This is a genomic window from Aquisalimonas asiatica, from assembly GCF_900110585.1.
GTDB lineage: Bacteria > Pseudomonadota > Gammaproteobacteria > Nitrococcales > Aquisalimonadaceae > Aquisalimonas > Aquisalimonas asiatica.
Map to the genome: position 1 here is coordinate 645,007 of NZ_FOEG01000002.1, position 22,455 is coordinate 667,461.

Here is a 22,455-nt window from a genome sequence, read left to right on the forward strand (position 1 = left end):
CCCTCTCCCCTCTCAGGCCGCACGTCCGCCGACGGCGTCGGACAGGCGCTCGGTGAATGCCTTGATGCGGCGGTGCTTCATCTTCATGGCCGCCTTGTTGACGATCAGCCGGGAGCTGATGTCGGCGATATGCTCAAGCGGCTCCAGGCCGTTGGCGCGCAGGGTGTTGCCGGTGTCCACCAGATCCACGATCAGGTCGGACAGCCCGGCGATGGGCGCGAGCTCCATGGAGCCGTACAGCTTCACCGTTTCCACCTGCCGCCCCTGCTCGGCGAAGTAGCGCCGGGCGATGTTCACGAACTTGGTGGCCACGCGCACCTTGCCCCGCCCCGCGTTGGCGCCGGGAAAGCCGGCGACCATCATGCGGCAGCGGGCAATGCCCAGGTCCAGCGGCTCGTAGAGCCCCTCGCCGCCGTGCTCCAGCAGCACGTCCTTGCCGGCGACACCCACATCGGCGGCGCCGTACTCCACGTAGGTGGGCACGTCCGTGGCGCGCAGAATCACCAGCTTCACCACCGGGTCGGTGGTGTCCAGCACCAGCTTGCGGCTGCGGTCCGGGTCGTCGGTCGGCTCGATGCCGGCCTGCGCCAGCAACGGTAGCGTGTCTTCCAGGATGCGCCCCTTGGACAGCGCGATGGTCAGCGAATCCGCCATGACTTGTTGCCTCTCCAGCTGTCCTCAGGCCGGCACGCGGCGGATCTCGGCGCCAAGCTGTGCCAGCTTCTCCTCGATGCACTCGTAACCGCGGTCGATATGATAGATGCGATCCACCTCGGTCTCGCCCTCGGCCACCAGCCCCGCCAGCACCAGGCTGGCCGACGCGCGCAGATCCGTGGCCATCACCGGTGCGCCCTTCAGGGCATCGACGCCACGGCTGATCGCCGTGTTCCCCTCGAGGCGGATATCGGCGCCCATGCGCTGCATCTCCAGCACGTGCATGAAGCGGTTCTCGAACACGGTTTCGGTCACGGTGGCACCACCATCGGCCACGGCGTTGAGCGCACAGAACTGCGCCTGCATGTCCGTGGGAAACGCGGGATACGGCGCCGTGCGCAGACTCACCGCCTTCGGTCGCCGCCCGTGCATGTCGAGGGTAATGGAGTCATCGGTGACATCGATCTCCGCACCGGTCTCGCGCAGCTTCTGCAGCACCGCGTCCAGCAGCCCGGCGCGGGTGTCGCGCAGGTGCACGCGGCCGCCGGTCATCGCCGCCGCCACCAGGTAGGTGCCGGTCTCGATGCGGTCCGGGAGCACCTGGTACTGGGTGCCGTGGAGGCGCTCCACGCCTTCGATGGTGACGGTGTCCGTACCCGCGCCACTGACCCGCGCACCCATGGCGTTGAGGCAGTCCGCCAGGTCCACCACCTCGGGCTCGCGGGCGGCGTTCTCGATGACCGTCGTGCCCTCCGCCAGGGTCGCGGCCATCATGAGGTTCTCCGTCCCCGTGACGGTAATCAGGTCCAGCACGATCCGCGCGCCCTTGAGCCGGCTGGCCCGGGCGCGGATGTAGCCACCCTCGACGGTGATGTCCGCACCCATGGCGCTCAGGCCGTCGATGTGCAGATTCACCGGGCGTGACCCGATGGCGCAGCCCCCCGGCAGGGAGACGTCCGCCTCGCCGTAGCGCGCCAGCAACGGCCCCAGCACGAGGATGGACGCGCGCATGGTCCGCACCAGTTCGTAGGGTGCATACAGGCTGTCGATGGTGGAGGGGTCCACCTCGATGCTCATGCGCTCGTCCACGGTCAGCCGCACGCCCATGCGCCCGAGCAGCTCCATGGTCGTGGTGATGTCGTGCAGGTGGGGGATGTTGCCGATGGTCATCGGGCCATCGGCAAGCAGGGTCGCCGAGAGAATCGGCAACGCTGCATTCTTGGCGCCGGAGATACGGATGCTGCCGTCCAGCGGCCCCCCGCCGTTGATAGTGAGTTTCTCCATTGATCGAATCCGGTATGCAAGCGGGGCGAAAGGCCCCGGAGAGGATCAGCCCTGCTCCCGCTCCCACTGCTCAGGGGTCAGGGTGCGCATGGACAGGGCGTGCAGCTCGTCGGAGTGGATGTGCTGCTCGAGCACTCCGTAGACAAGCCGATGTCGCGCAAGCGGGGCCGCACCCTCGAACGCGGGGCTGACGATCACCGCCTGAAAATGCCGGCCGTCGCCCTGAACGGTGGCGTGGCAGTCCGGCAGACCGCCCTCGATCAGCTTCTTGATTTCCTGGGGCTCCATCATGACGAGCCGGTGCTCCTGTGTGCTGTGTTCGACCAATCCACGCCCGACACGGGCCCCGCGGGCTTACTGGTCCGACAACGGCAGGATCCCGTCGACGCCGCTGACCCGGGCGATGGAACGCATCTGGGCCGGTATGTTAACAAACTCGACGCCGCCACCGTGATCCCGCTGCATGCGGGTCCAGTGAATCAGCAGGGCAACCCCGGCGCTGTCCGCCCGGGTGACGCCCGCCAGGTCGATCCTGACCGTACCGGCAGCCGGAAGGTGCTCGGCCGCCTCCTGCCACAGCGACCTGGCCGTGGCGAAACCGAGCTCGCCCTCCAGGCGCAGCCCGCCGCCATCGATGCTGCTGAGCCGTCCCCCGCTCACAGATCCGTCTCCCCCCGGCGGTTGCGCTCGCGCAATCGCTGGATCAGCCCGTCCATGCCGTTACGACGAATCTCGCTGTTGAAGGTGTCCCGGTAGTTGGTGACCAGGCTGATGCCCTCCACCACCACATCGTAGACCTGCCAGCCGTGCTGGTCGTGCCGGCGGAACTGATAGGTCAGCGGGATCGCCGGCCCGTCGCGCTGCTGGACTTCCATCTGCATGGACGCCCGACCCCGGTCCTCGTCGACCCGCTCGGAGCGAAAACGCACCTCCTCGCCGTCGTACTCCAGCAGTGGCTGGGAATAGGTGCGCACCAGCAGCGTGGTCAGCTCCTCGGTGAACTGTTCACGCTGCTCCTCGGTGGCATCATTCCAGTGCCGCCCCAGGGCGAACCGCGTGATGAGCTGAAAATTGAAATAGGGCAGCACGTCCTCGCGCACGACGTCATAGACGTAATCCGGGTTTTCGGAGAGGTCGCCGTCGTAGTTGCGCAGCTTCTCCAGCACCGTTTCGGTCGTGTCACGCACGATCTGCTCGGGGCGCTTGTCTTCCGCAAGTGCCGTGGCGGGTAGCAGCAACAGCAGCGCAAACCAGAAGATGGCCGGCCAGGCGCGCACGGTCTCAGTCATCGCCGTCTCCCATCTGGTAGAGGAACTGCCCGATCAGGCGCTCGAGCACCAGCGCCGACTGGGTCAGCGTGATCTCGTCCCCATCCTGAAGGTAGAAATCCAGTCCGCCCGGGTCCAGAGCAATGTACTGCTCGCCCAGAAGGCCCGACGTGTAGATGCTGGCGCTGGTGTCCTCGGGCAATTGATACGTCTCGTCAATGCGCACGCGCACCACCGCCTCGTAGGTATTGGCATCCAGCCCGACATCGGTCACCCGACCCACGCGCACGCCGCCGACGGTCACCGGTGCGCGCGTGCGCAGGCCGCCGATATTCTCGAACCGCAGCTCCACCTCGTAGCCGTCGCGCGCCTCGAAGAACTGCACGTTGCTGACCTGCATGGCGAGGCCGAACAACGCGGCAAACCCCAGCGCCACGAACACGCCTACCCAGATCTCGATGAGTCGTCTGTTGCTTCCCATGCCGGCTCCCGGTACCAGGCGAATCGCCTGCCTTGTTATGCAAACATCAGCGCAGTAAGCACGAAATCAAGCCCGAGCACGGCCAGCGAGGTGTACACCACGGCACGCGTGGTGGCCCTGCTGACGCCTGCTGACGTGGGCTCGGCATCATAGCCCTCGAACACGGCAATCCAGCTTGCCACGAAGCCGAAAGCCAGGCTCTTGATGACGCCGTTGATAATGTCCTCGCGGAACTCCACCGCGTCCTGCATCTGCCCCCAGAACGCCCCCGTGTCGACGCCCAGCAGCCCCACACCGATCACGTACGAACCGAAGATGGCGAGAAAACTGAAAATGGCCGCCAGCAGGGGCATGGCGATGAAGCCGGCCAGCAGACGCGGCGCGACGATCCGCCGCATCGGGTCCACCGCCATCATCTCCATGCCGGAGAGCTGTTCGGTGCTCTTCATCAACCCGATCTCCGCCGCCAGGGCGGAGCCGGCGCGACCGGCGAACAGCAGCGCGGTCACCACCGGGCCGAGCTCGCGCACGATGGACAGCGCGACCAGAACCCCCAGGGACTGCTCCGCGCCGAAATTGACCAGGGTCGTATGCCCCTGGAGGCCAAGCACCAGGCCCACGAACACCCCGGAGACGACGATGATGACCAGGGACAGCACACCCACGGAGTAGAGCTGCTGGACCACCAGCCCGGGCCGCAGCACCAGCGACGGCATTGCGGCAAGGGCGCGCAGCAGAAACAGAAACGCGCGCCCGAGCCGCTCGGCGACGCCCAGCGTCCGTGCACCGATGCGCTGCAGGAGATCCGTCATGATGGGCGCCCGCTCCCGGCGTGTCCCAGCAGGTCATCGTCGAAACCGACGGCCGCGGGGTAATGAAACGGTACCGGCCCGTCCGGCAGGCCGTGCATGAACTGCCGCACCCACTCGGACTCGGACGCGTACAGGGCCTCCGGTGTTCCCGACTCGACGATGCGTCCACCCGACAGCACATGGATCCGGTCGGCGATGCGCGCGGTCTCGGCGACGTCGTGGGAGACGATGACGCTGGTGAGGTTCAGGCTGTCGTTCAGGCGCCGGATGAGGTCCACCAGCACCCCCATGGAAATGGGATCCTGCCCGGTGAAGGGTTCATCATACATCACCATGGTCGGGTCCAGCGCGATGGCACGGGCGAGCGCCACCCGTCGGGCCATGCCGCCGGAGAGCTGTGCCGGCATGAGGTCGCGCGCGCCACGCAGCCCCACGGCTTGCAGCTTGAGCAGCACCAGATCGCGCACCAGCTGCTCCGGCAGGTCGGTGTGCTCGCGCAGGGGAAACGCCACGTTGTCGAACACGTTGAGATCGGTGAACAGCGCACCGCTCTGGAACAGCATGCCCATGCGGCGACGGAGCACGTAGAGGTCGCCCAGGGAGAGCGCGTGGACGTTCTCGCCGTCCACGTGGACGGTGCCGCTGGCGGGCTGCAGCTGGCCACCGATGAGTTTCAGCAGCGTGGTCTTGCCGGTGCCGCTCGGCCCCATGATGGCCGTAACCTCGCCCCGCCGGATGCGCAGGTCCACACCGTCGAAGAGCACACGCTCGCCCCGGGCGAAATGGAGATCCCGGATATCGACAAGGACGTCACCTGCAGCAGTTGGATCGGTCATAGACTCGGGTCCGCCGGGCGATGGGCTTGAAGCGGGTCGAGTATCCGGCAACCCCCGGGGAGAGTCAATGACCGAGCGGTCAGCCGCGCGGACTGGTATCATCGCGTCCGTCTCATCCGCAGCAAGGATCCGCCCATGCAGGCCCTGCTCCCCTGGCTGACGCTCGCCGCCGGCTTCATCGTGCTCGCCTGGAGCGCGGACCGCCTCGTGATCGGCGCCTCCGCACTGGCCCTGCACCTGGGGCTGGCGCCGCTGCTGGTAGGGCTGTTCATCATCGGCTTCGGCACCTCCATCCCGGAACTGCTGGTCTCCGCCCTCGCCGCGCTGGACGGCGAACCGGAGCTGGCGCTGGGGAACGCCATCGGGTCCAACATCGCCAACGTGGGCCTGATCCTGGCGCTGACGCTGGCCGTCTTTCCGCTGGCGCGTCAGCACGCCGGCCAGGGCGTGACCGTCACCCTGCTGGCCGTGGCAACCGCCGTCACCCTGTTGCTGATCGCCGACCGGTATCTGGGGCGCATCGAGGGCATGGCGCTGATGGCCGGCCTGGTCGGCAGCTTCGCCTGGATGCTTCACACCAGCCGCCGCGGCGCACCGGCCGTGGGCGTGGAGCCGGACGCACCGGCCATGTCCCGCCTGCGCAGCGCCGCCACCATTGCGGTCGCGCTGCTGCTCCTGCTGGCCAGCGCGCGGGCACTGGTATGGGCCGCCGTTCTGCTGGCCGAGCGGGCGGGCATCAGCGAGCTGGTGATCGGCCTCAGCATTGTCGCGGTCGGCACCAGCCTGCCGGAGCTCGCCACGGCCATTGCCGCCGCACGCCGGCAGGAGACGGGGCTGCTCTACGGCAACCTGATCGGCTCCAACCTGTTCAACCTGCTCGCCGTCCTGGGCCTGGCGGCGATCATCAGCCCGTTCGCCCTGTCACCGGAAGTGCTCCTGCGCGACGGCGCCCTGATGGCCCTGCTGACCATCCCGCTCATCCTGCTCGCCACGGGCCGGATGACCGGCTCCCGCCTCATGGGGGTGGCCATGGTCACGCTCTACGCCGGCTACCAGGGGTCGCTCTATCTATGGTGACCTGCGCAAAGGCATACTACGACGATTGAAAACGGAGCCTGACACGCCATGAATGCAAATACGGGCCAGGTGACCAGCCAGGTCACGGACGACCGCCTCCAGGCGCTCGGACGCGCGGTGCTCGAGACGGAGGCAGCGGCAATTGCCGACCTGCTGCCGCGGGTCAACGGCGATTTCGTCCGCGCCTGCCATTACATGCTCGGCTGCGAGGGTCGCATCGTCGTCCTGGGCATGGGCAAGTCCGGACACATCGCCGGCAAGCTCGCCGCCACCCTTGCGAGCACCGGCTCGCCTGCATTCTTCGTCCACCCCGGCGAGGCAAGCCACGGGGACCTGGGCATGATCACGCCGCGGGACGTGGTGCTGGCACTGTCCAACTCCGGCGAGACGGACGAGATCATCACCATCCTGCCGCTGATCAAGCGCCTGGGTGTGCCCCTGATCACCATGACAGGAAAGCCCCGGTCCACCCTGGCGCAGGCCGCGTCCGTGAACATCCACGTGGGCGTGGAGCAGGAGGCCTGCCCGCTCAACCTCGCGCCGACGTCCAGCACCACGGCGGCTCTCGCCATGGGAGATGCTCTGGCGGTATCGCTGCTGGAGGCGCGCGGTTTCACCCGTGAGGACTTCGCCCGCTCCCACCCCGGCGGCAAGCTGGGACGGCGGCTGCTGCTGCTCATCGACGACATCATGCACAAGGGCGACGGCGTGCCGCGGGTGTCGCCCTCGGCATCGGTGCGCGACGCACTGGTGGAAGTGAGCCGCAAGGGCCTGGGCATGACCACCGTGATGGACGACGATCAGCGGCTCGTGGGCATCTTTACCGACGGCGACCTGCGCCGCAGCCTGGACCAGGGCATCGACCTCCACCAGACGGCCGTGGCCGACGTCATGACCCGCCAGTGCAAGACCATCACCGCCGGCAGCCTGGCTGCCGAGGCGCTTCAGACCATGGAGGAGCACAAGATCAATGCGGTCATCGTGCTCGACACCCAGGAGCGCGTGGTGGGGGCACTGAACATGCACGACCTGTTGCGGGCGGGGGTGGTCTGATGGCGCACCCCTCCCTGGCACCGGAGCTGGACGACGCGCTGCGCGGGCGCGCGGCAGGCATCCAGCTGCTCGCGCTGGACGTGGACGGCGTCCTCACGGATGGCACCGTGTACTACGGTGCCGACGGCGAGACCCTCAAGGCCTTCAACATCATGGACGGTCTCGGCCTGCGCCTGCTGGAGCGCGCCGGTATCCGCACCGCCATCATCAGTGCCCGCCAGTCCGCACCTTTGCAGCGCCGCGCGGACGATCTGGGCATCGGCTTCACCTACTTCGGCCAGCACGACAAGCCGGCTGCATGGGCCGCATTGCTGGAGCGCACGGGGCTGACCTCCGCCCAGGCGGCGTTCGCCGGTGACGATCTCATCGACCTGGGCGTGCTCCACCGCGCCGGGCTGGCCTTCGCCGTGGCCAATGCACACCCGGCCGTTCGGGCGGCGGCCCACTACGTGACCGGCCGCAGCGGCGGTGATGGTGCCGTCCGCGAGATGGCCGAGCTACTGCTCGCGGCCCACGGCGCACTGGACGGGGTGATCGCGGACTATGCTTCCGGATAAACGCTGGACATTCCGAATCGTCGCCGTGATCCTGCTGGTGGCGGTGGGCTGGTGGGTGCTGGACGAGGAGACCCATGAGCCCATCGAAGCCGATCCCGAGGAAGCAGAGCAGCGGCCCGACTACTTCATGGAGACGTTCACCCTGAACGCCACCAGCGAGGAAGGCACCCCGACCTACCGGGTCACGTCGCCGCGCATGGAGCATTTCCAGGGGCAGGACCTCTGGTTGATGGAACACCCGGAAGTAACCTACTTCGCCGACTCGGGAGAGCCGTGGCACCTGCGTGCCGAGCGCGGCCGCGCCACCAACAACGTCGAGAACGTCCACCTCCAGGGCGAGGTGGAAATCCGGCGGGCCGGCGGCAGCGACAACCTGCCCGCCAACGTGGACACCAGCGAGGTTCACCTGGAGCCGGAGCGCCGGTACGCGGAAACCGACCGTCACGCCGTCTACTGGCGCGACGGCGCACGCATTGAGGGGGTCGGCGTCCGCGCCTACCTGGACCGTGAACTGGTGGAACTGCTGTCCGAGGTAAGAGGTCGTTATGATGCGCCGGAGTAATTCCGCAGTCCGCGCCTGGAGGCGCGCGCTCCCGTTGTGCCTGCTGCCGGCCCTGCTGATTCTGCTCGGCGCCGCCGGCGCGCAGGCCGAGCCGATCGACCTGGACGCCGACAACGCCGAGATCGACAACGCCCGGGGCGTCAGCGTCTACACCGGCAACGTCGTGCTCACACGCGGGCCACGCCGCATCACCGGCGACCGCATGACCGTACACCTGCGGGAGGACGACGCCGGCGATCAGGCGCTGGACCACGTGGTGGTGGAAGGCGAGCCCGCCGTCTACAACCAGCGGGGTGGCGAGGACCGCCGCCCCATCGAGGCGGAAGCGCCGCGCATGGAGTACTACGCCTCCGGCCCCGAGCGGGTCATCCTGCTGGAAGGCGCGCGGCTGACCCAGGGGCGGAACACGTTCACCGGCGAGCGTATCGAATACGAGGTGGCCGCCGACCGGGTGCATGCGCGCGGCGAGCCCGAGACCGGACGCCGCGTGCAGATCCGACTGTTCCCCGACGACGAGGACAACGGAGACGACGAGTGAGCCCGCCGCGCACCGAGAAGCTGGTGAAGACCTACCGCCGCAAGACCGTGGTCCACGGCGCGTCGCTGGAAGTCTCCAGCGGCGAGGTGGTCGGCCTGCTGGGCCCCAACGGCGCAGGCAAGACCACGTGCTTCTACATGGTGGTGGGCCTGGTGCAGGCCGACGGCGGGCGCATCGAGCTGGACGGCAACGACATCACCGACCTGCCCATGCACGTGCGCGCCCGCCGTGGCGTCGGCTACCTCCCCCAGGAAGCCTCGATCTTCCGCAAGCTCACGGTCATGGACAACCTGCTGGCGATTCTGGAAACCCGCCCCGAACTCAACCGGAAGCAGCGCCGGGAGCGCGCCAGAGAGCTGCTGGACGAGTTCAACGTCGGCCACCTGCACGATCAGAACGGCATCAGCCTCTCCGGCGGCGAACGCCGGCGGGTCGAGATCGCGCGGGCGCTCGCCGCCAACCCGCAGTTCATCCTGCTGGACGAACCCTTCGCGGGCGTCGACCCCATCTCGGTGCTGGACATTCAGGAAATCATCCGCCACCTGGCGGACCGGGACATCGGCGTACTCATCACCGACCACAACGTGCGGGAGACGCTCGGCATCTGCCAGCGCGCCTACATCCTCGCCCAGGGCGAAGTCATCGCCCGCGGCAGCTCCGACGAGGTCCTGGCGAACAAGCAGGTCCGCGAGGTGTACCTGGGCGAACATTTTCGCCTGTGATCTCGTGGCTTAGCACTTTCCAGGAGCCCACGCAAGTATCGGGCCAATGTTCTAACCGGCGACAGAGTCAGTTACGATAGGGTCATCAACCCACTCGCATGCAGGCCCGGCCTGACCCGCAGCCCGAGGGGCAGCAGGAGAGAGGCATCGCCAATGAAACAGTCGCTGCAGCTACGTCTCGGCCAGCAGCTCACCATGACACCGCAGCTCCAGCAGGCGATCAAACTGCTGCAGCTGTCGACTCTGGAGCTGCGCACGGAGATCCAGCAGGCACTGGATTCCAACCTGATGCTGGAGCCCGCTGACGAGCTCGACGAAGCTGACGAGGCGGCCGCTGACACCGACCGCGGCGACGACAGCGCCAATGCCGCCGATACCGACACCAGCACCGAGAACACGACCGACGCCCGGGAGTCCGGCGAAACGGACGGCGACGGCGAGGCAAGCGGTGGCGAAGCGACGGACACCGACACCGCTCCGGACGTCGCCGACACGATCGACGATCACGACGGCGCCGATGACAAGCCCGCCTCGGACCAGGCCGACATCCCCGAGGACCTGCCCCTGGATTCCGACTGGAACGACATCTACGACGGCAGCACCGCCTACAGCGCGCCCGCCGGCGAGGACGACCAGCGCGAGGCGTGGGAGAACCGGACCGCCGGCAGCAGCGGCGGCCTGCACGACCACCTGCTGTGGCAGGCTCAGCTGTCCCATTTCAGCGAACGGGACATGGCCATCGCCGAGGCCATCATCGACGGCGTCCGCGACGACGGCTACCTGGGCGTCACCATCGAGGAAATCTGCGAATCGGTGACTGACGGCGACGACCCCGTGGAGCCCGACGAGGTGGAGGCGGTACGCCACCTGATCCAGCGGTTCGACCCGCTCGGAGTAGCCTCCCTGGACCCCCGCGAGGCGCTACTGGTCCAGCTCGAGCAGTTCCCGGAAGACACCCCCTGGCTTGCCGAAGCACGGCTGCTGGTGGACAAGCACCTGGACCTCCTCGGCAGCCGCCAGCTCGGCCCCCTCACCCGCAAGCTCAAGGTCTCCCAGGAGGAGTTCGGCCAGGTACTGGAGCTGGTACGCACCCTGGACCCGCGGCCCGGCTCCCAGATCGGCACACCCGCGGCCGAGTACGTGGTGCCCGACGTCTACGTCCGCAAGGAGCGCGGCGCCTGGCGGGTGGAGCTGAACCCCGAGGCATCACCCAGGATCCGCGTCAACAGCTACTACGCCGGCCTCGTCCGCCGCGGCGACCAGGGCAACGACAACGCCACCATGCGCCAGCACCTGCAGGAGGCACGCTGGTTCATCAAGAGCCTGAAGAGCCGCAATGAAACGCTCCTCAAGGTGGCCACGTGCATCGTCAATCACCAGCAGGAGTTCCTGGAACAGGGCGAGGAGGCCATGAAGCCGCTGGTGCTGCGCGAGGTGGCGGAAGAAGTGGAGATGCACGAGTCCACCATCTCCCGGATCACCACGCAGAAGTACATGTACACGCCCCGCGGCACGTTCGAGTTCAAGTATTTCTTCTCCAGCCACGTGCATACCGTGGACGGACAGGAGTGCTCGGCAACCTCCATCCGCGCCCGGATTCGCCGGCTGATCGCCGAAGAGGACGCCCGCAAACCGCTCAGCGACAGCAAACTGGCCGAAATCCTGAAAAATGAGGGAATCGATGTGGCGCGACGGACAGTGGCAAAGTATCGTGAATCCATGTCGATTGCCTCGTCGAACGAACGAAAAAGGATTGCCTGAGGCAACACTGGGCCAGCCGTTTCCGGCTCTCATACGGGAGGAGTCTCTATGCAGATCGACATCACCGGGCACCATGTGGATCTCACCGAAGCACTGCGCGAGTACGTGCATTCCAAGATGGACAAGCTGGAGCGCCACTTTGACAACGTGGTCAACGTCCACGTGATCCTGACGGTGGAGAAGCTGCGGCAGAAGGCCGAGGCCACCATGCTGCTCAGTGGCGCCAAGCTTTACGCTGATGCCAGCGCCGAAGACATGTATGCTGCCATCGACGGGCTCATCGACAAGCTCGACCGGCAGGTGAAGAAGCACAAGGAGAAGGTGACCGACCACCGGCGCAACGAAGGCGCCCAGGCCAAGGCCCAGGGAGAGGGCGAAGAGGACTGAACAGCGCGCAGCGGCGGCCACCAGCGCGGGGCCGCCGCCGACTTCCGAAACCGCAGACACGACCCTGCGTGGACAAGCATGATCAAGATTGCCGACCTAATCACACCGGAGCGCATCGCCTGCGACATCCAGGTGACCAGCAAGAAGCGCGGCCTGGAAGTCCTCAGTGACATGGTGGCCGGCTCCGACTCCGCCCTGCCGGCGAACGCCATCTTCGACAAGCTGATCAGCCGCGAGAAGCTCGGCAGCACCGGGCTTGGCCACGGCGTCGCCCTGCCCCACGCCCGCATGGACGGCAATGACACGGCCACGGCGGCCTTCATCCGCACCAGCGAAGCCATCGACTTCGACGCCTTCGACAACGAACCCGTCGACCTCCTGTTCGCCCTGGTCGTACCGGAACATTTCACCGACGAACACCTCCAGATTCTTGCCCGGCTCGCCGAGATGTTCAGTGACCAGCCCCTGTGCCGCAGGCTCCGCGATGCCAACGACGCCGACGCCATGTATGAGCTGCTCAGGGACTGGGAGGCCGCCCAGGGGAGCACATGAGTGATCACGTGACCGGTGACACGGGCGCCACCGTCCCCGGCGTGCTGGTCAGCGTGCACGGCTGCGGCCTCCTCCTCACAGGTGACAGCGGCACCGGCAAGAGTGATACGGCGCTGCAGTTGCTCGGGCGCGGCCACCGGCTGGTCGCGGACGACGCCGTCGCCCTGTGCGTCGAGGGCGGGCGCGTGATCGGCCGGGCACCTGCCGCACTGGCGGGCCTGCTGGAGGTCCGCGGCCTTGGCCCGCAGTCTGTCACCCACCTGTTCGGTGGCCACGCCGTCCTGGCGCAGGCCGCAGTGGACCGGGTGATCCGGCTGATGCCACCTCCGTCCTGGGCCGACTGGCCGCGGCTGACACCCACGGTTGACGACACCGTGCTGGCCGACAGGCCGGTACCCCGTGTCACCCTGCCCGTGTCTCCGGAACGTCCTCTTGCCCTGCTGGTCGAAGTCGTCGCCCGGCTACACGCCGGCGGTCAACTGACAGGAGGTACGGCATGAGCGAAGGCACTCGGCTGATCATCGTCAGCGGGCTGTCCGGCTCCGGCAAGACCGTGGCGCTCCACACGCTGGAGGACAGCGGCTGCTACTGCATCGACAACCTGCCGGTGACCATGCTGTCGTCCTTCGGCAAGCACATCACCAGCCTGGAGCAGGACACGGCCAGCCACTTCGCCGTCGGTGTCGACGCCCGCAACCGCATGACGGACCTGGAAGCATTCTCCGGCCTTCTTGCCGAGCTGGAGTCCGTCACCGGGATCCGCCCGGAGATTCTCTTCCTCACCGCCGACGACGACACACTGATCAAACGCTTCTCGGAGACACGCCGCCGCCACCCGCTCAGTACCGGCGACATCCCCCTGGCGGACGCCATCGACCGGGAACGCCGCCTGCTGGTGCCCATCCAGTCACGCGCGGACCTGGTGATCGACACCACGGCAACCACACTGCACCAGCTGCGGGAACTGGTCCGCGAGCGGCTCATCGGCCACTCCCGGCAGCTGTCGCTGCTGTTCCAGTCGTTCGGCTTCAAGCACGGTGTTCCCAGTGATGCGGATTTCGTGTTCGACGTGCGCGTGCTCCCCAACCCGCACTGGGAGCCACACCTGCGCCCGCTCACGGGGCTGGACCCGGCCGTGGCGGAGTATCTGTCGTGCCACGCAGAGGTCGAGGCGATGTTTGCCGACATCCGCGATTACCTGGAGCGCTGGATTCCGGCGTTCAAACGGGAGAACCGCAGCTACCTGACGGTGGCCATCGGCTGCACCGGCGGGCAGCATCGCTCGGTCTACCTGAGCAACCGCCTGGCGGACCATTTCCGTGACGGCACCCAGGACGTGAGCATGAGACACCGGGAGCTATCATGAGCGTCGGCATCCTGCTGGTTACCCACAACCGCATCGGCTGCGAACTCCTGGAGACGGCCAAGGAGACCCTTGGCTTCTGCCCGCTGCAGACCCGGGCCCTGGGCGTGCTCCAGGACATGGACCCGGCGGAGATGATGCGTCACGCCGAGGCGATCGTCGACGAGCTCGATGACGGCGACGGCGTCCTGGTGCTTACCGACGCCTACGGTTCGACGCCCAGCAACGTCGCATCCAGCCTTGCCAGCGACCAGCGCATCACCGTCGTGGCCGGCGTCAATCTGCCGATGCTGCTGCGCATCTTCAATTACCCCGGTCTGCACCTGGCGGAACTGGCCGACAAGGCGCTGACCGGTGGGCAGGACGGCGTCCTGCTGGTGGAACGGTTCAGAACAAGAAAGGAGCTGTAGACGCGTGCCGACCCGCGACGTCACGATCATCAACAAGCTCGGCCTGCACGCCCGCGCGGCGGCGAAGTTCGTCGCCATGGCGGGGCGTTATCAGGCCGGCATCCAGGTTCACCGCGACGGCAAGACTGTCAACGGCAAGAGCATCATGGGCATGATGATGCTGGCCGCCGGGCGGGGAACAACGCTCACACTGGAGGCCGACGGCGAGGATGCCAGCGAGGCCCTGGACGCTCTGGAGACGCTGATCAACGCGCGTTTCGAGGAGGCGGAATAGGCGGCAAGGCACGGTGCCCGCGCCGTCTCCGATGATACACTGAAAGGGACGGGCGAAGCCCGGTTTCGAGTGCCGGCCGCGTCCCGCGCACCGGCAGGCCAAGGGAGGGGGTGCCCATGAAGGTCAAGCAACTCATCGAAGCCTGGGAGACATCGGCCGGCGAACGCCGGACCGCAACCACCTACGCAGTCCATCTGCCCATTCACGACGCGGCCAAGATCGCCGCCCTGCGGGAGATGTATCCCGGACGCTCGGAAGAGGATCTGATCACGGACCTGCTGTCGGCGGCGCTGGACGACCTGGAGGCCGGCTTTCCCTACATTCAGGGCAAGCAGGTCATCGCCGAGGACGACCAGGGCGACCCGATCTACGAGGACGCGGGCACGACGCCGCGCTTCAACGCCCTCACCCGCAAACACCTGGAGCGGCTCCAGCGCGAGCAGGATTCGTCCTGATCGCGCTGAGGCGGAGGTGGACGACGGCTACCGTCCGGCCACCATGACGTCGTCCAGCAGGATCGACCCGGTGCGAATGCCACCACGGGTATCCATGTCCGAGCCCACGGCACGCAGGGTCCGGAACATGTCCCTCAGATTGCCTGCAACGGTAATCTCCTCCACGGGCTGATCAAGCTGCCCGTTTCTGACCAGAAACCCCGCCGCCCCGCGGGAGTAATCGCCGGTCACGGTATTGGCGCCCTGCCCCATGAGTTCGGTGACCACCAGGCCATCGCCCATCTCCCGCAGCAGGCCGTCGAAATCCAGCGCCCCCGGCTGGACCGTGAGATTGTGCACGCCGCCGGCGTTGCCGGTAGTGGACATGCCCAGCTTGCGGGCGGAGTAGCTGTCGAGCACGTAGCCACTCAGCACGCCCGCGTCCACCAGGGTGCGGTCGGCAGTGGCCACGCCTTCGCCGTCGAACGCCGCGCTGCCCAGGGCCCTGGGCAGATGTGGGTACTCGGTCATGGTGACGTGCTCCGGGAAGATCGGCTCGCCCAGGTGGTCCACCAGGAACGACGCGTTGCGATACAGCGCACTGCCCTGCACGGCGCCGATAAAATGGCCAATCAGCCCGCGCGCGGTTTCGGGCACGTAGAGCACCGGCATCCGCCCGGTTTCGACCTGGGTGCTGCCGAGGCGGCGCACGGCCCGCTCGGCGGCGCGACGCCCCACGGCCGCGGCGGCTTCCAGCGCCCCCGGCTCCCGCGCCACGGTATACCAGTAATCGCGCTGCATGCCGGCCCCTTCACCGGCGACCACCACACAGTTCAGACCGTGGCGGGTCCCGGTGACGCTGCCAAGAAACCCGTGCGAGTTGCCATACACCCGCAGCGAACGGCCGGTGGTCACGCCCGCGCCTTCGGAGTTGCTGATACGCGGATCAGCATCCAGGGCAGCGGCTTCGCAGGTCAGCGCCAGCTCGATGGCATCATCCGCGCTCAGGTCCCAGGGGTGATCCAGGTCCAGCTCCGGCAGCTTGGTGGCCATACGCTCCGGATCGGCCAGCCCCTGCGCCGGGTCCTCGGAGGTGTACCGGGCAATGCTGCAGGCGGCGGCGACCGTGTCACGAACGGAATCGGCGGAGAAGTCACTGGAGCTGGCGGTACCCTGCCGGTGGCCGAAGTAGACGGCAACGGCAATGGCACGGTCGCGCTCATGCTCCAGGGTTTCCACCTCGCCGCGGCGCACGTGCACGGACAGCCCGGTGCCCACGCTCACCGACGCCTCGGCACTGGTGGCCCCCTGTTTGCTGGCCTCGGCCAGCACCTGCTCGACGATGCACTCCAGATCGGCTTCCGAGGGGAGCGCGGCGCTGGCGGTCACGGTTGGTGTTGTCATCGTATGTGTTCCTTGCCGTCTGGGGCGCCGGACCGGTTGCCCGGTTGCGGACACGCCTGCGAGTCCATCCCTGTAGGCTCGTCATCGGCCGTCCATGGCCGATGACGGTCCGCAACCGGGCAACCGGTCCGGCGCGATAGGCGATTGACCTGCGATTCGCTGATTCCTGGTACCGTCAGGCCTCGGTCCCGCCGACAGTCAGGGCATCCACTTTCAGGGTCGGCTGGCCGACGCCTACGGGCACGCTCTGGCCCTCCTTGCCGCAGACGCCGATACCGGTGTCCAGTTTCAGGTCGTGGCCGACCATGCTCACCTGTTTCAGGACCTCGGGGCCATTACCGATCAGGGTCGCGCCCTTGACCGGGCGGGTGACCCTGCCGTTCTCGATCAGGTACGCCTCGTTGGCCGAGAACACGAACCGGCCCGAGGTGATGTCCACCTGGCCGCCGCCGAAGTTGACGGCGTAGATGCCGTCCTGGACCGAGCGGATGATCTCTTCCGGATCATGCGGCCCGGCGAGCATGTAGGTGTTGGTCATGCGCGGCATGGGCAGGTGCGCGTAGGACTCCCGGCGGCCATTGCCGGTGGGTTGCATGCCCATGAGACGAGCGTTCATGCGGTCCTGCATGTAACCGGCCAGGCGGCCGTTCTCGATCAGCACGGTGCTCTCCGTAGACACGCCCTCGTCATCGACGTTGAGCGAACCGCGCCGCCCCGGCAGGGTGCCGTCATCCACTACGGTGCAATACTCGGAGGCCACCTGCTCGCCGATGCGGCCGGCGAACGCCGATGTGCCCTTGCGGTTGAAGTCCCCCTCCAAACCATGCCCCACGGCCTCGTGCAGCAGCACGCCGGGCCAGCCGGGCCCGAGCACCACGGGCATGGTGCCGGCCGGCGCATCCACCGCTTCGAGGTTGACCAGCGCCAGGCGGACGGCTTCCCGGGCGTAGGCCAGCGCCTGCTCCTGATCCACGAACACGCTGTAGCCGTGGCGGCCGCCCCCTCCGGCACTGCCGTTCTCGCGCCGCCCGTTGTGCGCCACCAGTACGGAGACGTTCAGGCGAACCAGCGGCCGCACATCGGCGGTGAGCCGACCCTCGTGGTCGGCAACCAGAACGGTGTCCTGCAATCCGGAGAGGCTGACCATGACCTGCTCCACCCGCGGGTCCTGTCGCCGCGCCTCCGCTTCCACGCGGTGCAGCAGATCCACCTTGTCGGCGTCACGCATGGACTCGAGGGGGCTGTCCGGCGGGTAGAGGTTCAGGCCCGTGCCACGGCGCCAGGCCTGAATCCGCCGCTCGTCGCCGGAGCGCGCGATGGCGCGGGCAGCGCCGGACGCCTCCAGCAGCGCCGGCAGCACGATCTCGTCGGAATAGGCAAAGCCGGTCTTCTCCCCGGCCATGGCGCGCACGCCGACACCCTGGTCAATGCTGTGACTGCCGCGCTTGACCAGGCCGTCTTCCAGCATCCATGTCTCGTGCCGCGTGGCCTGGAAGTAGAGATCGGCGGCATCGACCCCCGGCCCCATCAAACGGCCGAACACGTCCTCCAGGGCCGCGTCGCCCAGCCCGGCGGGCTCCAGCAGGCGCTCGGTCGCAATCGACAGCGTCTGTTCCATAGTGGTTTCAGGCCTCGTTGTTCGCTGCGTCGGCAGCGGTGGCTCCGGCCGCCGGCGGCTGCACGGCGTCCGCACAGCTGAGTCGGCGGTGGCGCAGGGACGGAAAGCGTGTGCGGACATCGGCGAGACGCTGGCGGTCCAGCACGCCGAGCACGACGCCCGATCCCCGGGCCAGACTGTCCTGAACGCGGCCCCAGGGGTCCACGATCAGCGAGTCGCCGTGGGTCTCCCGCCCGTTGACGTGGTAGCCGCCCTGGCCGGCCGCGATGATGTGGCACTGGTTCTCGATGGCGCGCGCCTGCAGCAACGGCCGCCAGTGCGCTTCCCCGGTACGGGCGGTAAAGGCGGACGGCAGAACGAAGAATTCGGCACCCCGGTCCACCATGACCCGGAAATGCTCGGGGAATCGCAGATCGTAACAGACCGCGACACCCATACAACCAAAGGGCGTCTCCACGGTCACCACCCGCTCGCCGGGCTCGAAGGTGGTGGACTCCCGGTAGGCCGACTCACCGTCCACGTCCACGTCGAAGAGGTGCAGCTTGTCGTAGCGGGCCACCCGCTCACCGTGGGCGTCGTAGACGAGGCAGGCCGCCCGGGCACGGCGCGGGTCACTCGCCTGCATGGGGATGGTGCCGGCCACCAGCCAGACACCGTGCCGACGCGCCAACCCCGCCAGGCAGTCCTGGATGGGACCGCCCGCATCCGTTTCCACGTGATCAAGCTTGGCGAACTCGTCCATGCCCATGATCGCCACGTTCTCGGGCAGGACCACGAGTTCGGCCCCCGCCTCCGCGGCCATGCCGACCAGGCGGGTCGCCTCGTGGAGGTTGCCCTCCACCAGCGGACCGGACGCCATCTGCACGGCCGCCACACGCGCGCCGGATTGCCGACTGCTACTCGTCATCGCGCCGCTCCTCTGCGTTTCCTGCATTGTACGCCGGACGGGCGGCGCCCGTCTCTTCAAGCACCGATCCGCTGGCGTTTCAGTCTGCATTCCCGGGAGCGGCGCCCGACTCCAGTGGCGCGGCCGCGGGCTGTTGGGCGCGACGCACGGGCTCGATCACGGGTTCAACCCACGGGCCGGTCACCCGGTACCGGAGCTGGGCAACGCGATCGAATCCGCCGCTGAAGACCTGCTGCGCCAACAACATGGCAGCGGCGCCGGGAGGGCCGCCGAACACGCCACCGAGAATGGGCAACGTCGCCGATGCCCGGGGGGTGACAGTCACCAGCTGATCGTAGGTGCGCTCTTTCAGGTCAAGGGGGCCGGTCGCCTCCACCCGTGCCGCCGGCCCGTCCATGACCAGCACCCCCGGTGTGGCGATGCCATCCTCGATGAGAAACTCGCCGTCGATGCGGTCGAAGGCGAAGCCTTCGTCAAAGACATCACCGAAATTGAGCACCAGCCGGCGCGGCAGGTTGGCGACGCTGAGCAAACCGAACACCCGGCCGGCACCCGGCTCCACCTGGGTCAGGTGGCCGTTGCGCAGACGCAGGGAGACATCGCCGGAGAGCGTCTCCAGGGCCAGGGGCACCGGCGCGGACCGGGCGTTGAGATCGAAGCTTGCCCGCCCGGTTCCCCCGCGGATGACGTCCTGGTAACCGAGCCCGGACATGAGCCCGCCCATGTCGTCGCTGCGCACGTCGATGGCCAGCTCCGTGCGGTGATCCGGGTCCCGGAGCCAGCCCGCCGTGCCCGTGAGCGTATGGTGCTCGCCACGCATGAGAATGTTGGTGAGGCGGTAGCCGTCGTCATCCGGACCACCCAGAAGCTGCAGACTGCCCAGCAGGCGGCCGTCCAGCTCCAGCCGGTCCACCTGGGCACGCAGGCTCGGCAGGGTTGACGGGTCAACCTCTGCCAGCAGCGCGTCATCGCGCGCTGCCGGTTCGCCGTCGACATCCGGCTCGTCCGGCACGGGCAGGCGCAGCAGCTCGAAATCCGCCTCCACGGCAAGGTTTGGGGACTGCGGCCAGCGCAGCTCCCCGGCCAGGTCCTCCCCGGCAAGCGTGAACAACCAGCCGGTGACGTCCCGTTCTCCACGAACCCGCTGGTTGCGGAACTGCAGCGCGTCGCCGACGGCAAGGGATCCCACGGTGAGGTCGATGGCGTCGAGCTCCGGGCCGTCCCCGCCGTTGTCCGGCACCCGGTCGTCCGCCCATCTGTGCCAGGCAAGCAGGTCCAGCGCCGGCAACAGGCCATCGATGCGCAGGCTGCCGGACGGTGGCAGCGCCGCCGGGTTGCCACCGAAGCGCAGTGCGGCACTCTGTAGACCGGCCTCGTGGTCAAGCGCAATGACGGCGTTGACGTCGTCACCGTAGTCCAGCTGCAGGGGCTCCAGGCCATCGGCGCCGATGCGGAACGACAACGCCAGCGGCCGCTCCCCTGTCTCCGGTTTCCCCAGCGGCGCTGGCATGGCCACGCCGATGCCGTCCATTGCCGAGGCGATGGCCACATCCACCGTCAGCTCCTGCTGCTCGGGGTCGGCATCGAAGACGGGGAAGCGCACATCCACCTGCGCAGCGCCAACGCCGGAGAGCAGCCCCTCACCGCCGGTGAGGGCCGTCTCCAGCCGCCCCGCATCAAGCGCGTCCAGTGACACCGCGAGACGGATGCGATCCTCGTCGGTACCGGTGTCGTCCGTGCTCAGGCCGAGCATCAGCGGCCCGTCCAGGAAACGTCCGGTCACACCCTCCGAGCGGATGCCGCGCTGATCGAAGTGCACCTGGCCGTCCAGGCCGTCGATGGCCAGATCCCGGTCGGGCAGGCGCAGGCGTCCGTCATTGAGGGTGGCGGTGCCGTCGATGGTGACCGGCTCGCCGTCGAACGGGATCACCAGGCCCAGCTGCAGGTCGTGCTGCCCGTCGAGCTGCAGCGCGCCCAGCGGCCCGGCAAGCACGTCGCCGCCCGCAGGCATGGTGGAGAGAAAGTCGAAATAGGCATCACCGGATCCGGAGAACGCGCCGTCCACCCGCAGCGGGCTGCGCTGGAGGTCATCAATGGAGGCCCGGGCCTCCCGAATCCGCGCGCCGCTGATGACGCCATCAGTCGCGTCGATTGCCATGGAACGCCCCTCGAACCGGAGCGCACCATCGAGGCCGGTGATCTCCGGCCACTCCGGGTGGTAGGCAAGGGTCACGTCGGCAACATCGGCGCGCACGTGGAAGCGTCCGGTGCCATTGTCGAAGGGGAAGTGGTCCGCGCGGCCGTGGAACACCACGTCCGCGTTGCGGGCGGTGCCGGCGAGAATACCGCCGTCCAGCCATTCCACCAGCGCCGGCATCATGATCGCCACCGGCAGGTAACGCCCGGTATTGGCGGCATTACCGGCGCTGCCGTCGATACTGGCGCGGATATCCAGGAACGGCGCGCCGTCCCACGGCTTGTCAACGCGGACCCGCCCGTGGACTTCACCGTCGTCATTGAGCACCCGCGAGCGACCCACGTTCACCGTCCAGCCGTCGTCATTCAGGCTCCAGGCCACCTCGGCGTCCAGTTCGCTGAACGGGATGCGTTCGCGGAAGAGATAGGGCATGTCGGCCGCACCGTCCCGGGCACGCACCAGCAGGTCTCCTTGACGGTGGCGGCCATCGGGTTGTGGCAGGCCTTCGCCAAAGCTGGCCCAGAGCTCCAGGGAGCCACTGAGCGCCGCGTAGGGGGGCTCGCCGGGCCGGCCCAGCATACGCTCCATGACCCGTGCGCCGACGTCCTCGCCCTCGGCGTAGACATCCACGGGCCCGTTGGTCAGCGGCTGCTCGGCGTCGGTCGGCCAGTGCACGGCAAACCGAACACGGTTACCCCAGCCTTCCGGCAGTCTGCCGGAGCCGGCAAGGCGGCGTTGGCCGTCGACATCGTCCAGGGCGGCGTCCAGGTCGGCGAAGTGGTAACGCTCCTGGTGGACCAGATCCAGGAGATCCATACGGCCGCCCTGCACACGCAGGCGCCCCGGCTGCGCCATGAGCACGTCAAGCTCATCCAGCCCCGCCGCGCCCGGCTCGATACCCACCCCGACGACGCGAAAGGCCCCGTCGGAATCGCGCTGAACCGTGAGCCGCGGCTCCACCAGCACCAGTTCGTTCAGGCGCACCATGCGATCCTGCAGTGAGGCCAGCAGGTCCAGGTTGACCTCCAGGCGCGGCAGAAGAACGCTGTCGTCGCCGTCACCGAGGCGCACCCCATCCAGCGTCAGCCGCAGATCGCGCCATGCCCAGTGCGCCTGCAGCCCTTCGATGCGGATGTCCTGCCCGACCGCCGCGCCCAGGCGCGTCTCCACCTGGGCGCGGTACTCGGGCAGATAGTGCACACCCAGCCGCGCCAGGGCGAAGGCCACGGCCAGCAGCACGAGCAATGCCGCCAGCAGACCGACGACCATTCGGAAAGTGCGGGTAAGCAGGGTCAGCATGGCGT

General features: G+C 67.9%; 26 protein-coding genes. 14 read left to right on the forward strand and 12 right to left on the reverse strand.

The genetic code is table 11. The features are described from left to right. Positions 1 to 12 precede the first annotated feature (12 nt). The 8 genes from hisG to BMZ02_RS07730 form a co-directional block, all read right to left on the reverse strand. Positions 13 to 654, reverse strand: coding sequence for an ATP phosphoribosyltransferase (hisG, locus tag BMZ02_RS07695; RefSeq protein WP_091641647.1), 642 nt, complete (start codon positions 652 to 654; stop codon positions 13 to 15). 24 nt (positions 655 to 678) lie between these two features. Beyond that, positions 679 to 1,938, reverse strand: coding sequence for a UDP-N-acetylglucosamine 1-carboxyvinyltransferase (gene murA, locus BMZ02_RS07700; RefSeq protein ID WP_091641650.1), 1,260 nt, complete (start codon positions 1,936 to 1,938; stop codon positions 679 to 681). A 45-nt stretch (positions 1,939 to 1,983) separates the two neighbouring features. After that, a complete protein-coding gene (locus BMZ02_RS07705) occupies positions 1,984 to 2,229 on the reverse strand; it encodes a BolA family protein (RefSeq protein WP_216110738.1) in 246 nt (81 codons plus the stop codon). Positions 2,230 to 2,292: 63 nt separating this feature from the next. Beyond that, positions 2,293 to 2,598 (reverse strand): STAS domain-containing protein, encoded by a 306-nt coding sequence (locus tag BMZ02_RS07710; RefSeq protein WP_171909850.1) that lies wholly within the window; start codon positions 2,596 to 2,598, stop codon positions 2,293 to 2,295. Continuing rightward, positions 2,595 to 3,227, reverse strand: coding sequence for an MlaC/ttg2D family ABC transporter substrate-binding protein (locus BMZ02_RS07715; RefSeq protein ID WP_091641655.1), 633 nt, complete (start codon positions 3,225 to 3,227; stop codon positions 2,595 to 2,597). The genes BMZ02_RS07710 and BMZ02_RS07715 overlap by 4 nt, the downstream gene beginning before the upstream one ends. After that, positions 3,220 to 3,687, reverse strand: a complete 468-nt coding sequence (gene mlaD, locus BMZ02_RS07720) for an outer membrane lipid asymmetry maintenance protein MlaD (RefSeq protein WP_091641658.1) — start codon at positions 3,685 to 3,687, stop codon at positions 3,220 to 3,222. Before mlaD ends, BMZ02_RS07715 begins: the two co-directional genes overlap by 8 nt. 35 nt (positions 3,688 to 3,722) lie before the next feature. Next, entirely contained in the window at positions 3,723 to 4,499 is a 777-nt protein-coding gene (mlaE, locus tag BMZ02_RS07725) for a lipid asymmetry maintenance ABC transporter permease subunit MlaE (protein WP_091641661.1), read from the reverse strand. Continuing rightward, positions 4,496 to 5,335, reverse strand: coding sequence for an ABC transporter ATP-binding protein (locus BMZ02_RS07730; RefSeq protein ID WP_091641663.1), 840 nt, complete (start codon positions 5,333 to 5,335; stop codon positions 4,496 to 4,498). Before BMZ02_RS07730 ends, mlaE begins: the two co-directional genes overlap by 4 nt. 135 nt (positions 5,336 to 5,470) lie before the next feature. On the opposite strand from BMZ02_RS07730, the gene BMZ02_RS07735 reads away from it, so the two are divergent. The 14 genes from BMZ02_RS07735 to BMZ02_RS07800 all read left to right on the forward strand — a co-directional run bounded on the left by BMZ02_RS07735 (position 5,471) and on the right by BMZ02_RS07800 (position 15,046). Then, positions 5,471 to 6,412: a sodium:calcium antiporter gene (locus BMZ02_RS07735; protein ID WP_091641666.1), complete on the forward strand. Its 942-nt coding sequence runs from the start codon at positions 5,471 to 5,473 to the stop codon at positions 6,410 to 6,412. Positions 6,413 to 6,460: 48 nt separating this feature from the next. Next, on the forward strand, positions 6,461 to 7,465 hold the full coding sequence (locus tag BMZ02_RS07740) for a KpsF/GutQ family sugar-phosphate isomerase (protein ID WP_091641668.1): 1,005 nt from the start codon (positions 6,461 to 6,463) through the stop codon (positions 7,463 to 7,465). Continuing rightward, positions 7,465 to 8,022: a KdsC family phosphatase gene (locus BMZ02_RS07745; RefSeq protein ID WP_091641671.1), complete on the forward strand. Its 558-nt coding sequence runs from the start codon at positions 7,465 to 7,467 to the stop codon at positions 8,020 to 8,022. Before BMZ02_RS07740 ends, BMZ02_RS07745 begins: the two co-directional genes overlap by 1 nt. After that, complete coding sequence (gene lptC, locus BMZ02_RS07750; protein ID WP_091641674.1) at positions 8,009 to 8,584, forward strand: LPS export ABC transporter periplasmic protein LptC; 576 nt, start codon at positions 8,009 to 8,011, stop codon at positions 8,582 to 8,584. The genes BMZ02_RS07745 and lptC overlap by 14 nt, the downstream gene beginning before the upstream one ends. A 34-nt stretch (positions 8,585 to 8,618) precedes the next feature. Then, positions 8,619 to 9,122 (forward strand): lipopolysaccharide transport periplasmic protein LptA, encoded by a 504-nt coding sequence (gene lptA / locus BMZ02_RS07755; RefSeq protein WP_171909851.1) that lies wholly within the window; start codon positions 8,619 to 8,621, stop codon positions 9,120 to 9,122. Next, positions 9,119 to 9,844, forward strand: coding sequence for an LPS export ABC transporter ATP-binding protein (gene lptB / locus BMZ02_RS07760; RefSeq protein ID WP_091641679.1), 726 nt, complete (start codon positions 9,119 to 9,121; stop codon positions 9,842 to 9,844). The genes lptA and lptB overlap by 4 nt, the downstream gene beginning before the upstream one ends. A gap of 153 nt (positions 9,845 to 9,997) precedes the next feature. After that, positions 9,998 to 11,605 (forward strand): RNA polymerase factor sigma-54, encoded by a 1,608-nt coding sequence (locus tag BMZ02_RS07765; RefSeq protein ID WP_091641681.1) that lies wholly within the window; start codon positions 9,998 to 10,000, stop codon positions 11,603 to 11,605. A 48-nt stretch (positions 11,606 to 11,653) separates the two neighbouring features. After that, positions 11,654 to 11,992, forward strand: a complete 339-nt coding sequence (gene hpf, locus BMZ02_RS07770) for a ribosome hibernation-promoting factor, HPF/YfiA family (protein WP_091641684.1) — start codon at positions 11,654 to 11,656, stop codon at positions 11,990 to 11,992. 78 nt (positions 11,993 to 12,070) lie between these two features. After that, entirely contained in the window at positions 12,071 to 12,544 is a 474-nt protein-coding gene (ptsN, locus tag BMZ02_RS07775) for a PTS IIA-like nitrogen regulatory protein PtsN (RefSeq protein ID WP_342707939.1), read from the forward strand. Then, positions 12,541 to 13,044 carry an HPr kinase/phosphorylase gene (locus BMZ02_RS07780; RefSeq protein WP_091641687.1) on the forward strand — a complete coding sequence of 168 codons (504 nt, stop codon included), beginning with the start codon at positions 12,541 to 12,543 and terminating at the stop codon, positions 13,042 to 13,044. The genes ptsN and BMZ02_RS07780 overlap by 4 nt, the downstream gene beginning before the upstream one ends. Continuing rightward, entirely contained in the window at positions 13,041 to 13,910 is an 870-nt protein-coding gene (rapZ, locus tag BMZ02_RS07785) for an RNase adapter RapZ (protein ID WP_091641690.1), read from the forward strand. The genes BMZ02_RS07780 and rapZ overlap by 4 nt, the downstream gene beginning before the upstream one ends. Continuing rightward, positions 13,907 to 14,317 carry a PTS sugar transporter subunit IIA gene (locus BMZ02_RS07790; RefSeq protein ID WP_091641692.1) on the forward strand — a complete coding sequence of 137 codons (411 nt, stop codon included), beginning with the start codon at positions 13,907 to 13,909 and terminating at the stop codon, positions 14,315 to 14,317. The genes rapZ and BMZ02_RS07790 overlap by 4 nt, the downstream gene beginning before the upstream one ends. A 4-nt stretch (positions 14,318 to 14,321) precedes the next feature. Continuing rightward, entirely contained in the window at positions 14,322 to 14,591 is a 270-nt protein-coding gene (locus tag BMZ02_RS07795) for an HPr family phosphocarrier protein (RefSeq protein WP_091641695.1), read from the forward strand. A 116-nt stretch (positions 14,592 to 14,707) separates the two neighbouring features. Then, a complete protein-coding gene (locus BMZ02_RS07800) occupies positions 14,708 to 15,046 on the forward strand; it encodes a type 1 pili tip component (protein WP_091641697.1) in 339 nt (112 codons plus the stop codon). Between the two features lie 27 nt (positions 15,047 to 15,073). On the opposite strand, the gene pmbA is transcribed toward BMZ02_RS07800, so the two are convergent. The 4 genes from pmbA to BMZ02_RS07820 form a co-directional block, all read right to left on the reverse strand. Then, entirely contained in the window at positions 15,074 to 16,429 is a 1,356-nt protein-coding gene (pmbA, locus tag BMZ02_RS07805; protein ID WP_171909852.1) for a metalloprotease PmbA, read from the reverse strand. Positions 16,430 to 16,604: 175 nt separating this feature from the next. Further along, complete coding sequence (tldD, locus tag BMZ02_RS07810) at positions 16,605 to 18,047, reverse strand: metalloprotease TldD (RefSeq protein ID WP_091641700.1); 1,443 nt, start codon at positions 18,045 to 18,047, stop codon at positions 16,605 to 16,607. A 7-nt stretch (positions 18,048 to 18,054) separates the two neighbouring features. Next, positions 18,055 to 18,954: a carbon-nitrogen hydrolase family protein gene (locus BMZ02_RS07815; RefSeq protein WP_091641703.1), complete on the reverse strand. Its 900-nt coding sequence runs from the start codon at positions 18,952 to 18,954 to the stop codon at positions 18,055 to 18,057. Positions 18,955 to 19,033: 79 nt separating this feature from the next. Further along, entirely contained in the window at positions 19,034 to 22,450 is a 3,417-nt protein-coding gene (locus BMZ02_RS07820; RefSeq protein WP_171909853.1) for a YhdP family protein, read from the reverse strand. Positions 22,451 to 22,455: the final 5 nt, after the last annotated feature.